Annotated in this window: 21 protein-coding genes; 9 read left to right on the top strand and 12 right to left on the bottom strand. The window is 53.4% G+C overall.

The window, feature by feature from the left end; translation table 11 throughout:
* Positions 1–34: 34 nt before the first annotated feature.
* The 3 genes from GN241_03120 to GN241_03110 are packed head-to-tail and all read right to left on the bottom strand — an operon-like array spanning position 35 to position 4,193.
* Entirely contained in the window at positions 35–2,383 is a 2,349-nt protein-coding gene (locus GN241_03120; GenBank protein XAT56437.1) for a peptidoglycan -binding protein, read from the bottom strand.
* A gap of 2 nt (positions 2,384–2,385) precedes the next feature.
* Entirely contained in the window at positions 2,386–3,594 is a 1,209-nt protein-coding gene (locus tag GN241_03115) for a biopolymer transporter ExbB (protein ID XAT56436.1), read from the bottom strand.
* 29 nt (positions 3,595–3,623) lie between these two features.
* The gene (locus GN241_03110; protein XAT56435.1) at positions 3,624–4,193 is read right to left on the bottom strand and encodes a gamma-glutamylcyclotransferase; all 570 of its coding nucleotides are present in this window, start codon (positions 4,191–4,193) and stop codon (positions 3,624–3,626) included.
* A gap of 65 nt (positions 4,194–4,258) precedes the next feature.
* Here GN241_03110 and GN241_03105 point away from each other — a divergent pair, with 65 nt between their 5' ends.
* The 8 genes from GN241_03105 (at position 4,259) to GN241_03070 (ending at position 13,368) form a co-directional block, all read left to right on the top strand.
* A complete protein-coding gene (locus GN241_03105) occupies positions 4,259–5,077 on the top strand; it encodes a DUF2125 domain-containing protein (protein ID XAT56434.1) in 819 nt (272 codons plus the stop codon).
* A gap of 129 nt (positions 5,078–5,206) precedes the next feature.
* Entirely contained in the window at positions 5,207–6,694 is a 1,488-nt protein-coding gene (locus tag GN241_03100) for an ABC transporter substrate-binding protein (GenBank protein XAT56433.1), read from the top strand.
* An 89-nt stretch (positions 6,695–6,783) separates the two neighbouring features.
* Complete coding sequence (locus GN241_03095; GenBank protein XAT56432.1) at positions 6,784–7,731, top strand: ABC transporter permease subunit; 948 nt, start codon at positions 6,784–6,786, stop codon at positions 7,729–7,731.
* A gap of 2 nt (positions 7,732–7,733) precedes the next feature.
* The gene (locus GN241_03090) at positions 7,734–8,549 is read left to right on the top strand and encodes an ABC transporter permease subunit (GenBank protein ID XAT59159.1); all 816 of its coding nucleotides are present in this window, start codon (positions 7,734–7,736) and stop codon (positions 8,547–8,549) included.
* Positions 8,546–10,135 (top strand): dipeptide ABC transporter ATP-binding protein, encoded by a 1,590-nt coding sequence (locus tag GN241_03085; protein XAT56431.1) that lies wholly within the window; start codon positions 8,546–8,548, stop codon positions 10,133–10,135. The genes GN241_03090 and GN241_03085 overlap by 4 nt, the downstream gene beginning before the upstream one ends.
* A 3-nt stretch (positions 10,136–10,138) precedes the next feature.
* Positions 10,139–11,593 (top strand): aldehyde dehydrogenase family protein, encoded by a 1,455-nt coding sequence (locus GN241_03080; GenBank protein XAT56430.1) that lies wholly within the window; start codon positions 10,139–10,141, stop codon positions 11,591–11,593.
* Positions 11,594–11,617: 24 nt separating this feature from the next.
* A complete protein-coding gene (locus tag GN241_03075; protein XAT56429.1) occupies positions 11,618–12,364 on the top strand; it encodes a glucose 1-dehydrogenase in 747 nt (248 codons plus the stop codon).
* A 2-nt stretch (positions 12,365–12,366) separates the two neighbouring features.
* Positions 12,367–13,368, top strand: a complete 1,002-nt coding sequence (locus tag GN241_03070) for a peptidase T4 (GenBank protein XAT56428.1) — start codon at positions 12,367–12,369, stop codon at positions 13,366–13,368.
* Here the strand turns inward: GN241_03070 and uvrC are convergent, their stop codons facing one another.
* From uvrC to GN241_03035, 7 genes are all read right to left on the bottom strand, one after another.
* A complete protein-coding gene (uvrC, locus tag GN241_03065; protein ID XAT56427.1) occupies positions 13,369–15,216 on the bottom strand; it encodes an excinuclease ABC subunit UvrC in 1,848 nt (615 codons plus the stop codon).
* A gap of 314 nt (positions 15,217–15,530) precedes the next feature.
* The gene (locus tag GN241_03060; GenBank protein ID XAT59158.1) at positions 15,531–16,307 is read right to left on the bottom strand and encodes an SDR family oxidoreductase; all 777 of its coding nucleotides are present in this window, start codon (positions 16,305–16,307) and stop codon (positions 15,531–15,533) included.
* Positions 16,308–16,325: 18 nt separating this feature from the next.
* The gene (locus GN241_03055; protein XAT56426.1) at positions 16,326–17,279 is read right to left on the bottom strand and encodes a calcium/sodium antiporter; all 954 of its coding nucleotides are present in this window, start codon (positions 17,277–17,279) and stop codon (positions 16,326–16,328) included.
* Positions 17,280–17,448: 169 nt separating this feature from the next.
* Entirely contained in the window at positions 17,449–18,246 is a 798-nt protein-coding gene (locus GN241_03050) for a S49 family peptidase (protein XAT56425.1), read from the bottom strand.
* A gap of 81 nt (positions 18,247–18,327) precedes the next feature.
* Positions 18,328–19,089, bottom strand: coding sequence for an ABC transporter permease (locus tag GN241_03045; GenBank protein ID XAT56424.1), 762 nt, complete (start codon positions 19,087–19,089; stop codon positions 18,328–18,330).
* Complete coding sequence (locus GN241_03040; GenBank protein XAT56423.1) at positions 19,086–20,012, bottom strand: ATP-binding cassette domain-containing protein; 927 nt, start codon at positions 20,010–20,012, stop codon at positions 19,086–19,088. Before GN241_03040 ends, GN241_03045 begins: the two co-directional genes overlap by 4 nt.
* A gap of 138 nt (positions 20,013–20,150) precedes the next feature.
* Positions 20,151–21,194: a uroporphyrinogen decarboxylase gene (locus GN241_03035; protein ID XAT56422.1), complete on the bottom strand. Its 1,044-nt coding sequence runs from the start codon at positions 21,192–21,194 to the stop codon at positions 20,151–20,153.
* 96 nt (positions 21,195–21,290) lie between these two features.
* Between GN241_03035 and hemC the strand changes: the two genes are divergently transcribed.
* Complete coding sequence (gene hemC / locus GN241_03030) at positions 21,291–22,241, top strand: hydroxymethylbilane synthase (GenBank protein XAT56421.1); 951 nt, start codon at positions 21,291–21,293, stop codon at positions 22,239–22,241.
* Positions 22,242–22,247: 6 nt separating this feature from the next.
* Here hemC and GN241_03025 read toward each other — a convergent pair whose 3' ends face one another.
* Together GN241_03025 and hemF are read right to left on the bottom strand one after the other, a co-directional pair.
* Positions 22,248–23,666 (bottom strand): FAD-binding protein, encoded by a 1,419-nt coding sequence (locus tag GN241_03025; GenBank protein ID XAT56420.1) that lies wholly within the window; start codon positions 23,664–23,666, stop codon positions 22,248–22,250.
* 73 nt (positions 23,667–23,739) lie between these two features.
* Positions 23,740–24,633, bottom strand: a complete 894-nt coding sequence (hemF, locus tag GN241_03020; GenBank protein ID XAT56419.1) for an oxygen-dependent coproporphyrinogen oxidase — start codon at positions 24,631–24,633, stop codon at positions 23,740–23,742.
* Between the last annotated feature and the right edge of the window lie 68 nt (positions 24,634–24,701).

Raw genomic sequence — 24,701 nt, 5'->3', positions numbered from 1 at the left:
CTTGGGCTAGCAAACTAGGCCGCGTTCTGTCTCTTTAGCGTTCGGTTAATTTCAGCTCAATGCGCCGGTTTTGGCTGCGGGCCTGTGCGGTGTTTGCCGTATTGACGGGTTGGAATTCAGCAAAGCCATTCGCCGCCAAACGGTCAGCCGGTATATTAAGCTGCGAAATCATGAATTTGACAACGGATAAAGCGCGCGCCTGGCTCAGCTCCCAATTGTCTTTGAATTCTCCCGTGCCGCTCAGCGGTTGGTCATCCGTATGCCCATCAACGCGGATAATCCAATCTATATTCTGCGGAATTTCCGACATAATCTTATTCAATATGCTGCCCACTTTTACGATTTCGCTCTGGCCAAGCTGCGAAAGCTCGGCCGCGCCGGGGGCAAATAACACCTCTGAAGAAAACACAAACCGATCGCCGACAATGCGTACCCCAACTTGATCCGCGAGCAATATGCGCAAGCTTCCAAAAAATTCTGATTTATATTTGGCCAGATCTTCGGCCTGGCTGGCCAAAAGATCGCGCTCGGCCTCTAGTTTAAGCTTTTCCGCCTCGAGCCTTTGTCGCTCGGCCTCTTCCAGTTTTAAACGGCGCCGCTGCTCGGAAGCGGCCCGCGCCAAAGCCGCATTGAGCCGGTTACCAAGGTTTTGCAGCTGCGCCTGACTTTCGATATCTTTCTCTTCGGAAATCTCCAATAAATCACTCACTTTCGCCAATTGCTGCCGCAATGCGGTAACCTGCTGGTTCAACGCGGCAGCTTGGCGCTCTGCCTTCAAAAGCTGCGCGTCGCTTTGTTGCAACTCTTGCGACGTGTCCAGCAAGGTCTGCTGGGCTTGCTGTAGCAAAATTTTCTGCTGTTCGCGCGCATCAAGCTGCGCGGCAAGATCCTGATCGGCTGCGAGTTTCGCCGCCAAGGCAGCCTTTAATTGCGCGGCCACTTTGTTCATATCGGTTTCGGCGGCCAATTTCGCGGCAAGCGCCGCCGCTAGGTTTTCTTCCAAGCTGGCTTTTGCCGTTTCAGCCTGCGCGATTTGAGCGGCCTGCGCGGCGGCTTGATTTGCCGCCTGGCTCGTCGTCGCGTCAAGCTGTTTTGTCGTCTCATCGACCTTCGCTTGCAGAAGCGCGCGCGCATCTTCTGCCTGCGCAACGGCAGCCAAAGCTGCGCTGAGCTGCGCCTGTAAGGCTTTTGCCAACTCAAGCGCGCTGGATTGATTATCTTGGCTTTCCGTTCGACTTTTTTCGCTGTTGGACAGCGCAGTTTGCAAACGTTTGATCGCATCCGCTTGCTGGGCCTGGGTTTGCGATAAAGTGCGTTCTTGTATTTCCAACTGCGCCCTTTGGCGCTGCAAGGCGGCGATTTGATCTTCCAACAATACTTGCCGCGCAAGCGCTGCGGCCAAAGCCACTTCGGTTTGATCCAGCTCTGCAGCGCTATCGGTAACCTTCGATTGCAGGCGCTGAATATCTTGATCGCGATCGGCCAGTTGCAGCTGCGCTGCATTTAACGCCAACACGCTGTCTTGCAGACGCGCCGCAACGAGTTCCTGCGCGGCTCCGGCCGCCGCCAACATGGTAAGCGTTTCTTCCGCTGCGCGGCGCTGTTCTTCCAAAGCCAAGCTCATCGCTGTTAATTCCGCATCGGCATTTTCAAGCTTTTTGCGCAGCGCCTGCGCCGTCGCAGCTTCCAAAAGACGGGCTTCCTCCTCGGCGCTTAAGCGCTGCTGGAGCGCTTGCAGATCCGCAGATTGCTGGTTTAAAAAACTTTTTTGATCGCTATTTTCGGTTTTCAGCGAAGCAATCAAGGCTTCAAGCGCATCGCGCTCTGCCGCTTTGCGGCGCGCTTCTTCCACCGATTTGTCAATTTCTGAGCGCGCCGTTGCAAGGGCCAAATTCAACGCCTCTTGCTGAGACATCAAAAGAGATTTTTCGCCTTCCAAATCGACAATCTGCGCGGTTTTCTCGCTTTGGCTTTTTAAAAGGCCGGCAACCTGCGCCTCAAAAGAGGTAATTTTCGCCTGCGCACTGACCAATTGTTGCTGCGTTGAATCGCGCTGAAAAGTCAGTTGATCGATCAAATTAGCCTGCGCCATCAATTCGGCTTGGGTATCGCTTAACGTAGAGGTCAAGGCGCCCACTTCGCCATTTAAAGCGCTCACTTTTTCTTGCTCAAGGCCAAGCGCTTCTGCAATCGCAGCGATCTCGGCACTTAGCAGGTTAAGTTCATTTTCTTGCCCTGTGATGGTTTCACGCAAAACGAATTGAACAACCATAAAAATGGTTAAAACAAACATCAGCACCAAAAGCAGGCCGGTCATCGCATCCACAAAACCCGGCCAGATTGAGGCTTGAAATCGATGACCAGTTCGGCGGGAAAGTGCCATAATCAGCCCTTATCATCAGAGCTGGTTGATGCGCCGTCACCCGATGGCCGGCTGGCGCTGGCATGCAAAATTGCAGCGCTCAAAGCGTTTATTTCTGCGCGCAACGCCACGGTGCTTTCCTGGCGGCCCGCGGCCATTTCTTCGGTCAGGTGCAAAAGCTGAACATCAATCGAGCGCAAACGCATGCGGCTTTCAGCATCCGCCGCCTCGCTATTTTCAATATTGCGCAAGACTTCAAGCAGCTTTTCTTGGCCGCCCGCCACCCGCAATAACGCCTCATTGCTGGGTGCGTTGGCCTCGATCCGAGCGGTCAACTGGTTCAGGCTTTCCGACAAGCCCCGCAACCCATCATCCACCATGGCCCGCCCCGCATCCGCTTGCGTAAACATCATTTGCATGGCTTCCATATTCTCGTTCATTTGATCCAGCACGGTGCCCAGAATATTTTGTTCATGGCTGGCTTCGCCATCCCCGTCACCGGACGAAAATCCCAAACGCGTGATCGATGAAAGCCATTCCTCCAATTCCCGGTAAAAGCGGTTTTGGCCGTGGCTGGCAAACAGCTCTAAAAGTCCCACCACCAAGGATCCAGCCAATCCCAGCAACGAGGATGCAAAAGCAATTCCCATACCGCCAAGCTGGCTTTCCAGCCCGTTCATCAACCGGCTGAAAACGGCAAAACCCGACTCGCCCGCTTTAGGGGCCAAAGATCGGATGGTATCAACCAAGGCAGGCACCGTGGTTGCCAACCCGTAAAACGTGCCCAAAAGCCCCAGAAAGATCAGTAGATTAACAATATAGCGGGTGATCTCCCGCGCTTCTTCGATCCGCGTTCCAACCGAGTCTAGGATCGAGCGTGTTGAAGAGGCAGCAATTTGCATCCGCGCGCCGCGATCACGCAACAAAGTTGCCAGCGGTGCCAGCAGCTGCGGGGCCTTTGACCCGGAAATACCTTGATTGCGCACAAAGCTTTCGATCCAGCGCACCGATGAGGCCAACTGAAACACCTGCACAAAGCAACTGATCACCCCGATACAAAACACCAAACAGATAAAGCCGTTCAGCCAAAGGTTGGATTGCACCACCGGCATGATGCGCGGCGCGGCAATGACCGCGCCAAAACCGGTTAAGCCAACCACAAGCAACATCAGCATACCTTGGCGTATGGGTCGCGAGAACTGAAGTTTGAGCTCTAGATCAGCTTTATGCATGATGTTTTACCTTGATTGGGAAACAGAGCCTATCCATGGCTGACACCGGGGGAGGCCCCCCGACCCTTTTCGGCAAGCCTTGCACGGACATTTTGTGCAAGCCATTGAAGATCAGCATCCTGGATCGACAACTTCTCCATTTGTTCAACCGTTTTAAACAGATATTCACTATTATCGCCACGCCCACCGCGCGCCGTTGCAATAATGCGAGCTTGCTCCTCCAATGACAAGCCTTGGCAGTATTGATCATTGGTTTGATCGATCACATAGGCCAAAGCCTCAAGCTGCCCGCCCTCTGGCAAATCTAAACGCACGGTTTTTTCGTAATACGCGGATGAGACCAGCTCGCGGTCTCTCAAATAGGCAAGAACTTGTGTTTCATCTTCGGGCGCGATGCGAAAGGCCAAACCATCACAAATCGCCGCGTTGGCAGCGTCTAATGCCAACACCAAACCGGGCATAGCAGGCGTGCCGCGATGATGGATCGACCGCATGCAAAAATTACGGCGATAGCCACTCAACCGCGCCAACCGCTTTTCCACATAGTCAAAGCCCGGGTTCCACAATAACGACCCATAGCCAAAAACCCACATCTGCATTTGTCTGGCCCTTCCAAGTTAGTGTCTGTAAATACTAATTTGCCGCGATCGGAAAGGGGCCAAGAATGCAACGTTTGATTATTCTCGTATTGGGTATCGCGATCCTTTGGTCCGGGTTTTGGTTCTGGGGGGCGGAACGCAACAAGGCCGCTATTGCGGCCCTGGTCGCGGGGGCTGAAAAGAGCGGATGGCAAGTTCAGTTTGACCAGATCAGCCAAATGGGATTTCCAAATCGCTATGATGTCACCTTGCGTAACCCGCAAATCGGCAATGCTGCGGGTACATTCGATTGGCAAGCAGCGTTTTTGCAAATCATGCGCCTGACCTACACCCCGACCCATTGGCTTATTATTTGGCCCGACATGCATGATTTAACGATTGCAGGTCAGCCCGTGCGCCTCAACAGTCAAACTTTGCGCGCCTCGGTAACCCAGAGCGAGGGCGCGCAATGGCGCGCAACGGCAACCGCCGAAAATTTAACCTTTACCGCCAGTTTAGGCTTAAGTTTACCCATTGAAAACGTACAAATTTCGATCGAACAACGCTTGGAGAAAACACGCGTTTACGCTAAGGGAACCACCGCGCAACCGCTCAGCCCCAACGTAGAGATGACGCTAGAGCTTTTCGCCGACCTGCCGGATATGCGCGACAATAAGACCACGCTATCAGCCCAAAATATTATTATAAAAATGAATGGGAAAACGCTTATTTCTGATGGTATGGTCAATTTTTATGGGGACATGCCGCCCCAAGGCTGGCTTGGCATTAAAGTGGCAAACCTAAACAGCGGCTGGGCCGTTCTAACCGCGCTAATGTTGCCCTTAAAAGCCCTTTTGGGCGATCAAGTGGCCGATATTTCTTTAAAATTTGATTTGGGCAGCTGAAACTTTTGGCGCCAAACAGATTTATTTTCTAGCCTAAGATAGAATTTTATTCCTATAGTTTAGCATAAGCTGCGCCGGTCAAGCCGCAGCATCTCAGGCCCATAGGGCCGATTTAATAGGGAGAGTAACATGCCAATCAAGACTGGAAAACTTCTAAGAATCAGCGCCGCAGCTTTGGCTTTGACGAGCGGCGCCGCTGCCGCCGCGCAAAGCGATCTCACCGTTGCCCTGCAACTCGAGCCCCCGCATTTAGACCCCACCAGCGCTGCCGCTGGCGCAATTGACAGCGTGCTTTATTCAAATGTGTTTGAGGGGCTTACCCGCTTTGCCTCTGACGGATCTATCATTCCCGGCCTCGCAAAATCATGGGAGATTTCCGAAGATGGCACCAGCTATACATTTTATTTAAACGCCGGCGTCACCTTTCATGATGGCACCAGCATGGATGCCGAAGACGTCAAATTCTCATTAGATCGGGCGCGCGGGGAAGACAGTGCCAATGCCCAAAAGGCGCTGTTTGCTGGCATTACGGATGTAAGCGTTGTTGATCCGCTGACCGTCAAAGTCAGTTTGGAGGCCGCCAATGGCAGCTTCTTATTCAACATGGCTTGGGGCGATGCGGTGATTGTTGCCCCTGAAACGATCGAAAATATCAAAACGAACCCAGTGGGAACCGGAGCGTTTCAATTCAGCAATTGGGTGCAGGGTGATCGTATTGAGCTGACCCGCAACGCTGATTACTGGGGAACCCCTGCGGCCCTAGAAAGCGCAACGTTTAAATTCATCTCCGATCCCACAGCGGGATTTGCAGCGATGATGGCCGAAGATGTGGATGCGTTCGTGAATTTTCCAGCCCCTGAAAACCTACCGCAATTTGAGGCGGATCCGCGCTTTCAAGTGATTGTCGGCTCCACAGAAGGCGAAACTATTCTTTCTACCAATAACAAAATGCCGCCTTTAGATAATGTAAAAGTGCGCAAAGCCATCGCGCATGCGATTGATCGCCAAGCGATCATTGACGGGGCAATGTTTGGCGTTGGCACTCCGATTGGCACGCATTTCGCGCCGCACCATCCAGACTATCTCGATCTGACGGCAAATTCGGCTTATGATCCTGATTTGGCCAAACAGCTTTTGGCAGAAGCCGGGTTTGAGAATGGCTTTGAAACCACATTGAAACTGCCGCCGCCCTCTTATGCACGCCGCGGCGGCGAAATCATTGCAGCGCAGTTGCGCGCGGTGGGGATTCAAACCCAAATCAGTAATTTGGAATGGGCGCAATGGCTCGAGCAAGTGTTCCGCGGCAAGGATTATGGGCTCACAATCGTCAGCCATACCGAACCGATGGATATCGGAATTTATGCGCGTCCGGATTATTACTTCCAATATGACAATCCGGCCTTTCAAACTTTGATGACCGATCTCAGATCACAAAGCGATCCGGCGACCCGCAGCGCAATGTTGCAAAAAGCCCAAACGATCATTTCCGAAGATTATGTGAATGGATTTTTGTTCGAACTGGCCGTACCAACCGTTGCCAATGCCAAAATCCGCGGTCTATGGGAAAATGCCCCTACGCAAGCCACAGATCTGACAGGGGTCAGCTGGTCGAATTAAACCGGCGCGAAAACAAGGCGCCAAAGGGGGCTTTACGGCCCCCTTTTATTTCGCTGGACCCGCGCATCGCCTGTGCCTAATCTGAGCCAATGATACCCTATATTTTCAAGCGGTTATTATCCTTACTGATCAGCCTATGCCTGGCCTCTATCGTGATTTTTACGGTGGTCGAAGTGGCGCCCGGAGATCCGGCCGCCTTCATGCTTGGAATCAACGCCCAAGACGATACCATTTTGGCGCTGCGCAAAGAGCTGGGATTGGATCAGGGTAAATTTGCGCGTTATCTTGCTTGGATCGGCGGGATGCTGAGCGGTGATTTTGGCCTCTCTTATACCTATCGCAGCCCAATCGCCGATATGGTGGGGGAACGTCTCTGGGTGTCGTTGCCATTGGCGCTTTATGCGCTTGGATTAAGCATTCTCATCGCTTTTCCAACTGGGCTTTATGCAGCAGCGCAGCGCGGCAAACGCGGCGATGCTATGGTCATGGGCGCCACGCAATTGGGGATTGCTATCCCGAATTTTTGGTTTGCGATGATCCTTGTGGTGATTTTTGCAATTAAGCTGCGCTGGTTTTCAGCCGGTGGCTTCGCCGGATGGGATGATGGTCTGTTCAGCGGGTTAAAATCGCTGACCTTGCCGGCGATCGCATTGGCCCTGCCGCAAGCGGCTATCCTGTCGCGCGTGATGCGCAGCGCGTTGATCGAAACCTTAGGCGAAGATTATATTCGAACCGCACGCGCCAAGGGCTTGAGCAAACGCGCCACGCTGTGGCACCACGCCCTGCGCAACGCCTTAATCCCGGTTTTAACGATTATTGGATTGCAATTTTCCTTTCTGATGGCTGGCGCCATTATTATCGAGCAAGTGTTCTTTCTGCCCGGGTTGGGCCGTTTGGTGTTTCAGGCGATCACACAGCGCGATCTGATCGTGGTCGAAAGCGTGGTTATGCTTCTGGTCTTTGCAGTGATCATGGTCAACTTTCTGGTCGATCTGGCCTATGCGGCGGTTGATCCGCGCTTGCGGAGCCAAGCATGAAACTGGGGGGCTCATTTCTCATCGGCCTACTGCTCAGCGCAGCTATTGCCAGCACCGCGCTGCTTTCTTTTATTTGGGTGCCTTATGATGTGACCGTGCTCTCCATCGGCGAAAAACTGCAGGGCGCATCACAAGCCCATTGGTTGGGCACCGATCATTTCGGGCGCGATTTGCTGTCAATGATCATGGTCGGGGCCCGCACCTCACTGGCAGTGGCATTGGTGGCCGTGGGCATTGGCATTGGGCTTGGCGTGCCCCTCGGGCTGGCAGCCAGCGCAAGGCAAGGCGGCTGGCTGGACGAGGTCATCATGCGGAGCAATGATTTGATCTTTGCCTTTCCTTCTTTGGTGATTGCGATATTGATCACCGCGCTTTTTGGCGCAAGCGCGGTGAATGCAATCATCGCGATTGGGATCTTTAATATCCCGGTCTTCGCCCGCGTGACGCGCGGTGGCGCGCTCAGCCTTTGGCAGCGCGAGTTCATTCTGGCCGCACGGGTCTGCGGAAAATCGCCCGGTCGCATCGCGATCGAGCATATTCTGCCCAATTTGAACAATTTGCTGATCGTGCAGGGCACGATCCAATTCAGCCTTGGCATTTTGGCAGAAGCCGGCTTGAGCTATGTGGGTTTGGGCGCCCAACCGCCCACGCCCAGTTGGGGGCGGATGCTGGCAGATGCGCAAACCATGGTCAGCTTCGCCCCGCATCTGGCGCTGGTGCCCGGAAGCGCGATCATCCTTAGCGTGATAGGGCTTAATCTGATGGGTGACGGTTTGCGCGACTTGCTGGATCCAAAACTGCGCGAGGCCTCCCGATGAGCCTTCTTAACGTACAGGATTTGACCCTAACGCTTTACGGGGCCCCAATTTTAAAACAGCTTAATTTCACCTTAGAGCCCGGCGAAATTCTGGCGCTTACAGGTGAAAGCGGCTCGGGAAAATCGATGACTGCGCTTAGCCTGTTGCAATTACTGCCCGATGCCGCAGGGTTGAGCGGAAACATTACCCTGGATGGTACAAACCTGTTGCGCCTCACCGAGCCGCAGCTTTGTGCCCAACGCGGCGGCAGAATGGGGATGGTGTTTCAAGAGCCGATGAGCGCGTTAAACCCCGTACAAACCATTGGAGCGCAAGTCGCTGAGGCGCTTCGACTGGATCCAAAGACAAGTGCGGCAGCGGCCCAAAACCGCGCCGGCGCGATCCTGGGCCGGGTTGGACTGGCGCCCGAACACGTGCCCCCAAGCCGCTATCCGCATGAATTATCAGGTGGTCAAAGGCAGCGCGTGGTGATCGCCCTGGCGATTGCGCGACAGCCAAAATTACTGATCGCGGATGAGCCGACAACCGCGCTTGATGTCACCACGCAAGCGCAGATTCTGGCGCTGCTCAAACGCTTGGTGCGCGAGGATGATATGGGGCTGATCATGATCACTCATGATTTGGCTGTGGTGGCCGATATGGCGGATCGCATCGCAGTGATGCATCGGGGTGAAATTGTGGAACAGGCCGCTACAAGCAAAATTCTAATGGCAAGCACGCATCCTTACACGCAAAAGCTGCTGCAAGCAGCCAGCCATATGGCGCGGCAACCGGGCGCCGAACACAGCCGTAAGCCGTTGCTAGAGGTGGCAAATGTCCAGCGCAGTTATCCGGCCAAGCGGCCATGGCCCTGGATAAAACCGCCCCGCAATATTGCCGTCAAGAATGTGAGCTTTTCGCTTCAGACAGGCGATCGGATGGGGTTGGTGGGGGAATCAGGCTGCGGAAAATCTTCGTTAACGCGGGCAATATTGGGATTAGATCCGGTCGAGAAGGGCACAATCACCCTGAATGGAAAGCCAGTTTGGGGCGCTTCATCCGCCATCAGGCGGGATCTGCAAGTGGTCTTTCAAGACCCCTACGGCTCTTTCAATCCGCGCCATAAAGTGGCCAAGCTTATTCAAGAGGCTTTTCATCTCTATGAGCGTCCACCGCTGCGTGAAGATCAAGAGCAACGCACCTGCGATGTCATGCGTGCGGTTGGCCTAAACCCGGATGATCGTGGCCGCTATATCCACGAATTTTCAGGTGGCCAACGCCAGCGCATCGCAATCGCCCGTGCCTTGATAACACGCCCGAAACTGGTGATTTTTGATGAGGCGGTTTCGGCGCTTGACGTCTCGGTGCGGGCGCAAATTCTTGATCTTATCGCAGATTTGGCCGAGCAATACGGCCTCAGCTATCTGTTTATCAGCCATGATCTTTCGGTTGTGCGCAGCATCACCGATACCTGTATGGTTATGAAGGAGGGAGAGATTGTTGAACAGGGGCCAACCGCCTTTATCCTGAACACCCCCACCCATCCTTACACCCAGCAGCTGCTCAGCGCAGCGCCAAAACTGCCCAAAATCTCGATAGGAGCTTAAGCCATGCCGCTTCCAAACTTGCCCTTTAACCCTGCTTTTTGCTTTATTGATGGCCAGTGGCAACCAAGCAGCACCGCTCAAACGCTCGCATTGATCAACCCTTCAAACGGGCAGGCCTTATCTGCGATTGCCGATGGCAGAGCTGAAGATATCGATTTGGCTGTGGTAGCGGCGCAGCGGGCGGCGCGGGGCGAATGGGGGCGCAGCAGCGCGCTGGAGCGCGGCCGGCTGCTCTCGCGGCTTGGCGCTTTGATCTTAGAACATGTCGAGCTGTTGGCGCAGATTGAAGCATTGGATGTGGGCAAACCGCTTAAGCAAGCGCGCGCGGATGCTGTTGCCATGGCGCGTTATATGGAGTTTTACGGCGGCGCCGCCGATAAGATCCACGGCGAAACCCTACCATATCTTGAGGGGTATACGGTTTATACATTGCGCGAGGCGCATGGCGTGACCGGGCATATCGTGCCTTGGAATTATCCCATGCAAATCATTGGGCGTTCGGTGGGGGCCGCCTTGGCGATGGGCAATTGTTGCGTTCTCAAACCGGCAGAGGAAGCCTGTCTTAGCGCGCTGATGTTCGCCGAATTAGCGCGGCAGGCCGGCCTACCCAGCGGGGTTCTGAACGTGGTGCCGGGGCTGGGCGCGCAAGCTGGCGCCGCGCTTGCGGCGCATGGCGGCATCAATCATCTTAGTTTCACCGGCTCGGTGGCCACCGGGCGGCTGGTACAGGCAGCAGCGGCGCAAAATGTTGTACCGGTGACCTTGGAGCTGGGGGGGAAATCTCCGCAAATCCTGTTTGAAGATGCAGATATCGCTGCAGCGCTGCCCTTTTTGATCAATGCGGGCATTCAAAATGCCGGGCAAACCTGCTCGGCCAGCAGCCGGATTCTTGTACAACGCGGCCTTTATGACGCGATTGTTGAGGCAATGGCCGCCCGCTATCAGGCGCTGGTTGCAAAGCCGGCGATAGAAGATGGCGATTTGGGGCCGCTGATTTCGCAGCGGCAAAAAGCGATTGTCGAAAACTTCCTAAGTCAGGGCCATGACCTAACTTTGGCGGCGACAGGTCAAATTTCAGACTCAGCCCCTGCCGCGGGGGCCTATGTCAAACCGCACCTGTTTTGCGATGTCGCCCCGAGCCATACGCTTGCCCAACAAGAGATTTTCGGACCGGTACAGGTTATCATTCCGTTTGACAGTGACGAGGACGCGCTAGAGATCGCCAATGGCACTGATTATGGATTGGTCGCCAGCCTTTGGACACAAAACGGGGCGCGCCAAATGCGCTTGGCCAAAACGCTTAAATCAGGGCAGGTCTTTATCAATAATTACGGAGCTGGCGGCGGTGTCGAATTGCCCTTTGGAGGCCGCGGCCTGTCCGGCCATGGGCGCGAAAAAGGCTTTGAAGCGCTTTATGGGTTTTCATCTTTAAAAACTGTGGCAAGCTATCACGGATAGTTGAAGAAAAAGGGAGCGGCCAATATGCGACTTGCAGGAAAAACAGCCATCGTAACGGGCGCAGCCTCGGGCTTTGGCTTGGGCATTGCCGAAAAGTTCTTGGCCGAGGGCGCCAAGGTCCTAATGGCCGATATCAATGGCGAAGCCGTGGCCGACCAGGCCTCGCGCTTGGGACAATTGGCGATTCCAATACACGCAGATGTGGCAAGTTCCGCGTCAATTGCGCAGATGCATGATGTGGCGCAGACAGCGCTTGGCGCGGTTGATATCATCGTCAACAATGCGGGCGTTACGCATCTACCCAGCCCGTTGGAAGACATCAGCGAAAAAGATTTTGATCGCGTCTTTGCGGTGAATTGCAAATCTATCTATCTGATTTCGCGCGCGTTCGTTCCAGCACTGAAGACCCGCCGCAGCGGCGTGATTTTGAACATCGCCTCAACCGCCGGTATCTCTCCGCGGCCAAATTTGAATTGGTATAATAGCTCAAAAGGCTGGGTAAACACCGCCACCCGCACGATGGCGGTTGAGCTGGCACCCTTTGGGGTGCGGGTGAATGCGCTGAACCCGGTGGCCGGGGAAACACCGCTTCTTACCTCATTCATGGGCGAAGACACGCCCGAGATGCGCGCAAAGTTCCTTTCTACCATTCCACTTGGGCGGTTTTCGACCGCAGAGGATATGGGCAATGCCGCCTGTTATTTATGCTCGGAGGAAGCCAGCATGGTAACCGGGGTCTGCATGCAGGTAGATGGCGGGCGCTGTATTTAACCATGACACCAGGACCCAAAAACCTGATCACAGATATCGCGGGCATAATGGTGGGCAATGCCGAAGACCAGCGGCTGAAATCCGGCGTCACGGTGCTGCGCGCCGCGCAGCGCTTTACCGCCGCTTATGCGGTGATGGGCGGTGCGCCGGGCACGCGCGAGACGGATCTGCTGGAACCGGATAAATCTTTGCAACAGATTGATGCTTTGGTGCTGTCGGGTGGCTCTGTCTATGGTCTGGATGCGGCCAGCGGTGTGGTCGAGCGTTTGCGCGCCCAGCAGGCGGGGTTTGCGGTTACTGGCACGCAGGTTCCAATTGTTCCAGCAGCGATTCTGTTTGATCTCAACAATGGCGGCGAAAAAGAATGGGCGCTATCGCCCTATCCCGCGTTAGGGCGTCAGGCTTTTGACAATTTGAGCGCGGAATTCCAACTGGGCAGCGTGGGCGCGGGATGCGGTGCCACCACAGGGCGCCTAAAAGGCGGCCTTGGCTCAGCCTCGTTCATTCTGTCAAATGGAATTCATGTGGGCGCAATCATGGCGGTCAACGCCGTCGGCAATGCAACAGGCGAAGATTTACGGCATTTCTGGGCGGGGCCTTTCGAGGCAAATGGTGAATTTGGCGGATTGGGCGGGCCACAAGCCGAGCCACAGGCGCATAATTTTAAGCTGAAGAACCTTGGCCCCTTGGTTGAGGGAGAAAATACCACAATCGGAATAGTCGCCACGGATGCTAGCCTCAGCAAAGCAGCAGCCAAACGCCTTGCCATCAGCGCCCATGATGGTGTGGCGCGCGCGCTCATTCCTTCGCATATGCCCCAAGATGGCGATTTGATCTTTGCAGCGGCAACGGGATCAGCGCAGAGGCAATTGAGTCCAACCGACATGGCCGAGCTGTGTCATGGCGCCAGTCTTTGCGTTGCGCGCGCCATCGCGCGGGCCATATATCATGCTGAAAAAGCGCCCAATGACCGTTTGCCAACATGGCAAGACTGCAATCGTTAATCAGCCTTTTTCGTGGAAAAAATCATAGATCTTCTGCGCTAAAGAGGCCGATACACCCTCAACCGCTTTCAGATCGGCCAAATTGGCACGCCCCACGGCTTTTGCCGATCCAAAATGCGCCAAAAGCGCCCGCTTGCGTGCGCCACCGACACCGGCAATTTCATCCAAAGGCGAGGCCCCAATGGCTTTGCTGCGTTTGGCGCGATGGCTGCCAATGGCAAAGCGATGAGCCTCATCGCGCATGCGTTGAATGAAGTATAAAACCGGATCATTGCGCGGCAAACCAAAGACTGGCTTGCCAATGCGGTAAAACTCTTCCTTACCCAAATTGCGATCAACGCCTTTTGCAACGCCGACCATCGGAATATCTTGCACGCCAAACTCGGCCATGATCTGCGCCACGGCCGAGACTTGCCCCGCACCACCATCAATCACCAGTAAATCAGGCCAATCCCCGCTTTGCCGCGCCGGGTCTTCTTTGACCAAGCGCTTAAACCGCCGCGTCAGCACTTCTTTCATCATCCCAAAATCATCCCCCGGCGTCAGATCATCGCCGCGTATATTGAATTTACGATAATTGTTTTTGGAAAACCCATCCGGGCCTGCAACAATCATCGCCCCAACCGCAGAACTGCCTTGAATATGCGAGTTATCATACACTTCGATCCGTTTTGGCGGGGACTCAAGCTCAAACAGTTCTGCAACACCACGCAACAATTTGGTTTGCATCGCTGTCTCGGCGAGTTTGCGCGCCAAACTTTCTTTTGCATTGCGCAACGCGCCAGAAATCAGCTCTTGCTTTTCACCGCGCTGGGGTACCAAAATTTCCACCCGCCGGCCGCGTTTATCGCTGAGCAGTTCAGTCATCAGATCCATATCGTCAAACCCATGCGAAAGCAGAATCTGCCGCGGCGGCTCTTTGCTGGCATAAAATTGGCCCAAAAACGCCTCTAGAACTTCATCATGGCCCATATCGGCGCTGATGCGCGGGTAAAAATCACGGTTTCCCCAATTTTGATTGGCGCGAATGAAAAACACCTGCACGCAGGCCTGCCCCCCCTCAAGATGCAAGGCGATTATATCGGCTTCGCTGACGCTGCGCGGGTTGATGCCCTGCGTGGTCTGCACCTGCGTTAAGGCGCGAATGCGGTCGCGCAGCGCGGCCGCTCGTTCAAACTCCATTGCCTCAGAGGCCTGCGCCATGCTAGTGGCGAGCGTTTCCTGAATTTGCGTTGATTTGCCCGATAAGAATTTTTGGGCATCCTGCACGGCGGCACCATATTCTTGCTTGGACACGCGCTCCACGCAGGGGCCGCTGCAGCGTTTGATTTGATATTGCAGACAGGGGCGGGTGCGGCTTTCAAACATCGCATCTGAACAGTTTCTCAACAAGAACACCCGTTGTAACTGAGCGAGTGTACGATTGACCGCCCCTGCCCCGGCAAAAGGGCCATAATACGCCCCCTTTTCACTTTTTGCGCCGCGGTGCTTTTTAATTTGGGGAAAATCATGCTCTGTGGTCACAAGGATGTTGGGAAAAGATTTATCATCGCGCAGCAAAACATTATAACGCGGTTTTAACTGCTTGATTAAATTTTGCTCAAGCAGCAATGCTTCGGTCTCGGTCTGCGTGGTTAAAAACATCATCTGCGTTGTTTCAGAGATCATACGCGCAATGCGCGCCGAATGTCCGGTTGGGCGCGCATAACTGGACACGCGTGCCCTAAGGTTGCGTGCTTTGCCCACATAAAGCACGCGCGATTGATCATCGAGCATCCGATAGACGCCCGGCGAGGTTTCCAGCGATTTTATATACTTTTGTATCAGCGCGTAGCCTGTATATGCCATTTTTATCGCCTTCGTCTGGTCTGGCTACCGATCTGGCCATGATTCTGTTTGTCCTGCAATGATCTGGCGTCGGTTTCAAGGAAAAAGCTGTCCACTGATCCTGTGGATAACATTGGGGTTAACTCTGGATTATTGGAAATTTTCCTTTGCTTTTTCGTAACTTCCCCTATTTGCCTAAAAAATAGGCATTTTTCTAAAGCATTGTTATCATTTGATATTTTAATTAAATTACATGCAAATGACTGAAAATAAACCATTTTTGTTAAAACGCTGTCACATTTATGAACCCACGTGTACAACTTTGGCCCCGTGGCTTACTCAACCCCAAGCACATCTGGCGTTTTCCAAGCCAAATGTTGGCCCCCATCTGCGCAAATCAACTGCCCCGTAACCGCGGAAGCATCCAAAAAATACCCCAAAGCGGCGGTGATATCAGACGCATTTGCGCCGCGCCCCAGAACCGTGTGTTTCCGCTGTTCTTGAAAATGATCCGCCGATTGGCGCGCGCCCTGCAAAGTCGGCCCGGGCCCAATCGCATTCACCCGAATATCAGGGGCCAAACCCTGCGCGGCCGTTTGCGTTAAAGCCCAAAGACCCATTTTAGCGATGGAATAGCTGGAAAATTCGGGCGTCAATTTGCGCACGCGTTGGTCCAACATATTGATCACCAAAGCCTGCGCCAAAGGCTCTCCTTGGTCATCCTGAACGGCGCGGGGGGCCTGTCGCGCAAAACATTGCGTTAATACAAATGGTGCCCGTAAATTGCTTTCAATATGGCGATCCCAACTGCGCCGCGTGGCGCTTGCCAGCGTGTCATATTCAAAAATAGAGGCATTATTGATCAGGCAGGTTAAATTGCCCCCAAGGCCGTGTACCGCCCGATCAATCAGAGTTTCAACTTGATCTTCTTGTAGCAAATCGGCCTGTAACGCGATGGATTGCCGGCCTTTGGCGATAATCTCATGCACAAGGCTCTTTGCGGCTATTTCAGAGCTGGCAAAATGCACAGCCACGTCATAGCCACGATCTGCAAGATAGAGCGCCATTGCGCGCCCAAGCCGTTTTCCTGCACCCGTTACCAAAGCCCGCATCATTCAAATCCCTTTGCGTTACATAACCACCAACCAAACATAGACCAGATATGCGGCAGTCAAGAGCGCGCCCACCAAGCGGTTGATCCGCAATCGGTAAACCACAAAGGGGGCAAGGCTCAAAGAGGCAGCCAGCATCACCCAAAGATCAACCGATAAAAGCTGCGGGGAAACCGGAATCGGGCCCACAAAAGCGGTAACGCCCATAATTGCCAACAGGTTAAAAACGTTGGATCCGATCACATTGCCAAGCGCCACATCCGCTTGCCTGCGTATCGCGCTAGCCAAAGTAGTTGCCAATTCAGGCAGCGACGTTCCCAAGGCAACCAAGGTCAACCCGATGGTGGTTTCGCTGATTTGATAGCTGCGGGCAATTTCAGTGGCATTATTCACCAAAAGATTTGCTCCATAGGGCAACCCAAGCAACCCGATGCCGATCAACCCTGTTATTTTCCAAGCCGGCAGCACTACATCTTGCGCGCCGCCGCCCTCAAGGCCGATTTCAGCCGCCTCTGCACGCATTGGCTCCTGCAGCGCATCGCGTAAAGCCAACCCCAGCACGACTGCCAGCGCCGTCAGCAAAATCATCCCGCTGCCATAGGAAAACACCCCAAGCGACGCCAAATAAATAAACAAGAGGCTGCCACCGATCATGAGCGCGTAGTTTTTTCTTAAATCTGTCTGTGCCGCATCAAGCCCAAACATCAATGCAGGCAACCCCAAAACCATCAGAATATTTGCTGTATTTGATCCCACCACATTCCCGATGGCAATTCCTGGCACCCCAGACAGCACCGCTTGAATAGAAATCAAAAGCTCGGGCGCTGATGTTCCAAAAGCCACAATGGTCAATCCAACGATAAATGCCGGAATCCCAAGCCGATCGCTGAGCGCAACGGCGCCTTTAACCAGAAAATCTCCAGACATCACCAAGATGATCAGCGCCAATGCAGAGAGCAGCCAGGTCATCAGGCCTGTCTATTTGGATCCGCAAGAGCAGCCGGATGCGCCCAATCGAAAGCGGCCACACGCATTGCATCTCATCGCTTCTAATTTGCTCTGTCCGGGCAGTTTGATCCGTCCAAACATCGCCAAAACGGCAATCCCAATCAAAAATAGGAAAACGATTTTTACGATCATATCACAAACCAAAGCGGCCAAACGCCGCCCTTTCTTCAAAATACAGATCCGCAGATTGGACAAGCGAGGATGAAAACCTTTGCAAGACGCCTTTTTTCTGCCCGTATGTTCGAAATTTCACGTTTTCGCCAAAACGCTGTTTCATCACCGGCACCAGATGGCCAAGCCCATCCGCTAGGCCGACGGATACAGCTTCTTCACCCACCCAAATTTCACCCGTAAACAAATCTTTATCATCGCTCAATTTAGCGCCACGCTGCTTGGTGACATGCGCGATAAAAACGCCGTGTATCTGCTCAAGTAGTTTTTTCAACCGATCAACATCTTCGGGTTTTTCCGGCTTAAAAGGATCCAATGTCGATTTTGAAGCGCCTGCGGTATAAACGCGCCGTTCAATCCCATAGCGCTGCAAGAGATCATGCGCTCCAAAGCCAGCCGAAATAACGCCGATTGAGCCCAAAATTGAACTGTCATCTACGTAGATTTCATCGGCGGTGACGGCCAACCAATAGCCACCTGAGGCTGCTACATCTTCCACAAAAGCAAACACTGGAAGGCTGTTTTCAGCCGCCAACCGGCGGATCCGCGCACCGATTAAAGACGATTGTACCGGCGAACCGCCGGGCGAGTTGATCACCAGCGCCACCGCATCCGGTTTGCCTTTGCTGAACGCTTTTTCCAAAACAGGCGCCAGCGCCTTATCATTCAACTGGCCGCGTGATCCACCCGAAATCACCCCAGAGAGATGCACCACAGCAACGGATTTTTTGGCTTTCACAAAAGGTAGTTTAAACTTCATACCCTCTATGTAGGGCCCTTGCCGCACGGGCACAAGACGCGCCGCGCAGGAAGGTTGCAAAATCCCTGCAAAGATGGCTTTTTAGCTGCGCACCCGCCAACCCGTTCTAAAAATCCACATAATCGCGGCAAAACACAATAAAATGAAGCCAAAAACTGCTAGCAAGCTGACCATGATGGGCACGTCCGCGGTTCCAAAAAAGCACCACCTAAACGCAGATACCAAATAGACCACGGGATTAAACAAGGAGATCGTCTGCCAAAACGGGGGCAGCATGGAAATCGAATAAAACGTTCCGCCCAAAAACACCAAAGGGGTGATGATCAGCATCGGTACCATTTGCAATTGTTCAAAATTACCCGCCCAGATGCCGACAATAAAGCCCAATAAAGCGAAGGCGATGCTGGTCATCACAAGGAAAAACAGCATGGCCAAAGGATGTATGATCGTCAGGTCAACAAATAATAATGAGGTCAACAGAATAACCAGACCGGTAAAGATCGCCTTGGTGGCCGCAGCGCCAACATATCCCACCACGATTTCCGCAGCGCTGATCGGCGCTGACAGCACCTCATAGATACTGCCAATGAATTTTGGAAAATATATTCCAAAAGCACCATTTGAAATGGCCTGTGTAATCACCGTTAACATGATCAAACCCGGCACAATAAAGCTGCCATAGGCAATACCCTCAACCTGCGAAATCCGGCTGCCCATGGCGGCGCCAAACACGATAAAGTAGAGCGAAGCGGATAAAACCGGCGAGACAAAGCTCTGCAGAATTGTACGAAAAAACCGCTGCATTTCAAATTTATAAATGGCTTTTACCGAGTGAAAATTCATGCCGCCTCGCTGACCAGCTGTAGGAAGATTTCTTCCAAAGATGATTCGCCTGTTTTAAGATCTTTGACTTTGAGCCCCAAGGCCAAAATTTCCGAAAACAGCTTTTCGATCTCCGGTCCAGCCCCCGTCAAATCATATTGGTAAATCAACGACAGACCATCCGCAGCCAAGGTCACACCCAAAGCCAAAAGCGGCGGCGGCAGTATTGGTAATGGGCGCAACAAATCGATCTGCAACTGTTTTTTACCCAGCCGCTGCATCAACGAGTCTTTTGCCTCGACCAGTTGCAACGCACCTTGATCGATAATCCCTATCCTATCTGCGATGGCTTCGGCCTCTTCGATATAGTGCGTGGTAAGAATGATCGTTACGCCGCTGGCGCGCAGCCGCTCAACCAGCGCCCACATATCTTTGCGCAATTCAACATCCACACCGGCTGTCGGTTCATCTAAAAACAACAGGCGCGGTTGGTGGCTCAAGGCCTTGGCAATGCTCAACCGGCGTTTCATCCCCCCCGATAAGGTTCGGATTTGGGCCGTTTTTTTATCAGATAATGACAACGCCTCTAGCAATGAAGACAGATACCCCTCATCTGGTGCTTTACCGAACAAACCACGCGAAAAGCGCAGCGTATTTTCCACCGTTTCAAAAGGCTCCAAGGCCAGTTCTTGCGGCACCAAACCGATCAAACTGCGCGCAGCGCGATATTGCTGCACGATATCATAACCGGCCATTTTTACCGAACCCGCGCTGAACCGCGAGATGCCACAAATTGTTGAGATTAAAGTGGTTTTACCCGCCCCATTCGGCCCAAGAAGCGCCAAAATCTCTGCCTCGTGAACGTTCAAATTTATATTTTTGAGCGCGTGAAACCCGTTCGCGTAAAATTTCGACAGGCCGCTGATTTGCAAAATATCCGACATTCATCTCTTTTCATGTCATCAAGCTACGGCCCGATGCCGGCTTTGGAGTCAGATCTAATCCAGAACGCAGAAATTACAAACACGGCTGTGCAAAATAACCGCCCTAACCTCAACCATTTTGCCCCTGACGGAACAGGCTTAACCAGACGCCCCTTCGCGCACGGTCTCGATCATCAACTTCACATTTTCTGGATCTGCGTCCGGTGTGATCCCATGCCCTAAATTGAAAATATGAGGCCCCTTGCCCAGCGCTTTTACGATTCGCCTCGTGTCATCAATAAGCTCTTGCCCCCCCGTCACCATATGCGAGGATTTCAAATTGCCCTGCACACAGCCATCAACTTGCACATGGCTGGCAGCCCATTCCGGTGTAACCGAATTGTCAATCGCCACGCAATCCGCGCCGGTTGCCTTTGCAAAACCGATATAATTATCACCAGCCTCGCGGGGAAAGGCGATCACCGGCACCTGCGGGTGACGTTGCTTTAGAGCTTGCGTTATGCGGCGCGCCGGCGCCAAAGCATAATGTTTAAAATCATCTCCGCGCAAGGATCCCGCCCAACTGTCAAAAAGCTTCACAACTTCGGCCCCTGCGTCGATCTGGGCACTTAAATACTCGATCGTCGCATTGGTGAGCAGGTCAATTAAGCGTTCAAACAATTCTCGGTCTTGGCGCTTCAGCGCATGTGCAGGCGCCTGATCTGGGGTGCCCCGCCCCGCAATCATATAGGTCGCAACGGTCCAAGGCGCCCCAGCAAATCCAATCAGCGTTGTTTCAGCAGGAAGCTCTTTTGACAGAATTCTCACCGTCTCATAAACCGGATCCAAGGTTTTATGAATTGCCGAAACCGGCTTCAGCGCATCAAATTCAGCGCTTTTGGTTAAGGTGGACAAGCGTGGTCCTTCTCCGGTGACAAACCACAGATCAGCCCCCAAAGCTTGTGGCAGCAGTAAAATATCGGCAAAGAGAATCGCCGCATCAAACCCATAACGGCGAATAGGTTGCAACGTCACCTCTGCGGCTAGCTCACTGTTATAACAAAGTGAGAGGAAATCGCCCGCCTCAGCCCGCGTAGCTCTATACTCAGGAAGATACCGGCCCGCTTGCCGCATCATCCAAATCGGTGGTGTTTCCAACACTTCACCAGCCAATGCACGCAGTATTTTTTTATTCTCAGCCATAAATTATCCTTCTTTCGTGCCTAGCTCACCACTTCCAACATTAATGTCAAGCATCGGTTCTTGTCATGTGTAGTTTACACTATTAAAACGATAATTATGACTCAGCAATACCCCACCCCCGCTTCACCGCTGCGCATAGGCACGAGAGGATCCCCTCTGGCGCTTGCCCAAGCCTACGAAACCAGAACACGCCTCTCTCAGGCGTTTGACATTGCAGAAGAGGCGTTTGAGATCGTTGTGATCAAAACCACGGGTGATAAAGTGCTCGACCGACCACTCAAAGAAATCGGTGGCAAGGGCTTGTTCACGCGTGAAATCGAAGACGACATGCTGTCAGGAAAAATTGACATTGCAGTGCATTCAATGAAGGACATGCCGGTTTTGCAGCCCGCTGGTTTGGTTTTGGAAACCTATTTGCCGCGGGAAGACGTGCGCGATGCCTTTGTATCGCTGCATCATGACGATCTGGCCAGCCTGCCCGCGGGCGCTTTGGTCGGCAGTTCATCATTGCGCCGCAAAGCCCAACTCACCCATCGGCGGCCTGATCTTGAAGTGGTGGAATTTCGCGGCAATGTGCAAACCCGTTTGAAAAAACTTGAAGCCGGCGTGGCAAGCTGTACGTTTTTGGCAATGGCAGGTTTAAACCGCTTGAACCTATCACATCTGGCAAAATCAGCGCTTGACGTCTCTGACATGCTGCCGGCGGTTGCACAGGGGGCGATTGGTATAGAACGGCGCGCGGATGATATGCGGGCCGCTGCGATGTTAGAAGCAATTCATCACGGGCCAACAGGGCAACGTTTGGCCGCCGAGCGGGCATTTCTGGCAGGTTTGGATGGATCTTGCGAAACCCCGATCGCGGGTCTGGCCGAGCTAAAGGATGGACAGGTGCATCTACGCGGCGAAGTCTTGCGCCCAGACGGGTCAGAAACCTTGGATGAGGCGATGAGTGCGCCCATCGAAGATGGTGCTTTGCTTGGGACAGAAATGGCCAATAGGTTGCTAGAGCGGGCCGGCCCCGGTTTTTTTGACTGGCGCCACGCATAATCGGATTTAATTCGCCGCGGGCACCACTTTGCCTGGGTTCATGATATTATTAGGATCAAGGCTGTGTTTAATCGCCCGCATTGCCTGCAAAGCCGCTTTATTTTTACGGCGCCGCATCGACGGTAATTTTGTTAAGCCAATGCCATGTTCGGCCGAAAAGCTGCCCCCCATGCTGAGCGTGACATCTTCAACCGCTTCGATGATATCATCGTGCACGGCTTTGTCGTGGCTTGCGGGCCAAACCGCATAATGCACATTACCATCGCCCAAATGCGAGACCACCAAAGCTTCAGCCTGCGGATCTATCGCTGCCAGACGTGTTTTCATCAGGTCTAAAAACGCCGCAACAGACTCGAGCGGAAGCGCGATATCATTATTAACCAATCTTGGATGGCTGGCCGTTACTTCTGCCGCCTGCTCGCGGCGCTCCCAAAATGCAACGCGCTGGGCTTGATTCTGCGCCACCACCGCATCAAGAATCGCACCCGCTTCAAGATGCGCTGCCAGCAGCGCCTCAAATTGTTGCATCAATTTGGACTGGCCCGCCGCATCCTGCGCTGCCAAATCCGCGCTGGTGCTGGCAAGCTCAATCAAAATATTGGTATCATGAACCTGTGCAAAAGGCTGGCGGGCATTTGGAAACAGCTTTTGGTGCTGCTCCATATAAAACCGTGGCATATATTCAAACGCCTCAACCGCGCCGCCCGTCGCGTGCTGCAGATCATTTAGCAGCGTCAGCGCGGATCCAAGCGATGTAGTAGCGATCATTGCGGTTGCATATACTTTGGGCTTTGCCTGCAATTTCATCACCGCAGCGGTGATAATCCCAAGCGTGCCCTCAGCACCGATCATCAAATGTTTCAAATTATAGCCAGAATTGTCTTTATGCAGCTCTGACATCAGGTTCATAATTTCACCATTGGGCAGCACAACCTCTAGGCCAAGGCACAGATCGCGCGTGTTGCCATAGCGCAAAACGTTTGATCCACCCGCGTTGGTGCTAAGAACCCCTCCAAGCGTTGCTGACCCGCGCGCCCCGAAAGTCAGCGGAAATAAAAGGTCTTCGGCATCTGCTGCGGCGTGAAGGTTCGATAAAATCACACCCGCCTCAACGATTGCCACTTTGGATTTGGGCCGAATTTCACGAATAGCGGCCATCCGCTCTAGCGATAGAACAAGCGCCGCCTCGCCGCAGGTGCCCCCGGCAAGGCCCGTATTCCCCCCCATCGGGACAAGTGGAATCTTCATCCGATTGGCCAGTTTCACCACCTCTGACACCTGCTCTGCGGTTGCTGGGCGAATGATCGCCCGGGGTTGCCATTTATATTGATGAAGCCAATCGCTGCTATAGCGCGCCATATCTGTGCCGGTCAAAACATGGCTTGGCCCAACGATCTGCCCCAAATCAGAAACCAGTTGATCCATCGTCACTGCCTCGCACAGAAAGAAAAGCAATCAAGCCCTTGCCAGGCGCATCTATCGTGTAGCTCCATAAGGCCTAATACCATTTGGCCACCGGCGGCAGACTCATCAAAACCGCATCCGCATCATGGCCGGTTGTCAGGCCAAATTTTGTTCCGCGATCATACACCAAATTATATTCTGCATAAAGCCCGCGATGGCGCAGTTGAGTCTCTTTGTCCTGCGCATCGAAGGCTTGCTGAAGATGTCTTTCAACCAGCGGAATATAGGCGGGCAAAAAGGCCCGACCGATATCTTGGGTCAAAGCGAAATCTGCAGCCCAATCCCCGCTATTGCGATCATCCATAAAGATACCTCCCACGCCGCGCGCCCGTTTGCGATGCGGGATATAAAAATACTCATCCGCCCAAAGCTTCAATTTCGCATAAAGCGCGGGGTCGTGAGGATCCAGATGCGCTTTTTGTGTGGCATGAAAATGCGCAGTGTCTTCGGCATATTCGATACAAGGGTTCAAATCAGATCCACCGCCAAACCACCAGGCATGCGGGGTCCAGAACATCCGTGTGTTCATATGCACCGCCGGGCAATGCGGGTTTTGCAAATGCGCCACCAGCGAAATCCCTGCCGCCCAAAACCGCGGATCCTCTTGCATGCCAGGAATGCCCATGCGCGCCGCCATGGCTTTTTGCGCTTCCGCCCCCAGCTGCCCATATACGGTTGATACATTGACCCCCACTTTTTCAAAAACGCGGCCATTGCGCATCACGCTCATCAACCCCCCGCCTGCATCCGAGCCATCTTCCGAGCTGCGTTTGGTTTCTGTCACATCAAATTGGCCAATCGGTGCCTCCGCAAAAGGCCCCGCCGCATACGCAGATTCAAGCGTTTCAAAGGCCGAGACGATTTGATCACGCAAGCTGCGAAACCAAGCGCTCGCCTGTTGTTTTTCAATCTCTGTAATATCGCCCATGATTTCTTATCCGCTGCTCTTGATGATTTGGTGCACACCATTGCCTGTGAGGCAGGCACCGTCAAGCA

The organism is Rhodobacteraceae bacterium IMCC1335 (genome assembly GCA_039640495.1).
In the GTDB taxonomy this organism is placed as follows: domain Bacteria; phylum Pseudomonadota; class Alphaproteobacteria; order Rhodobacterales; family Rhodobacteraceae; genus Thalassovivens.
This window is presented reverse-complemented; position numbering and strand designations above follow the sequence as displayed.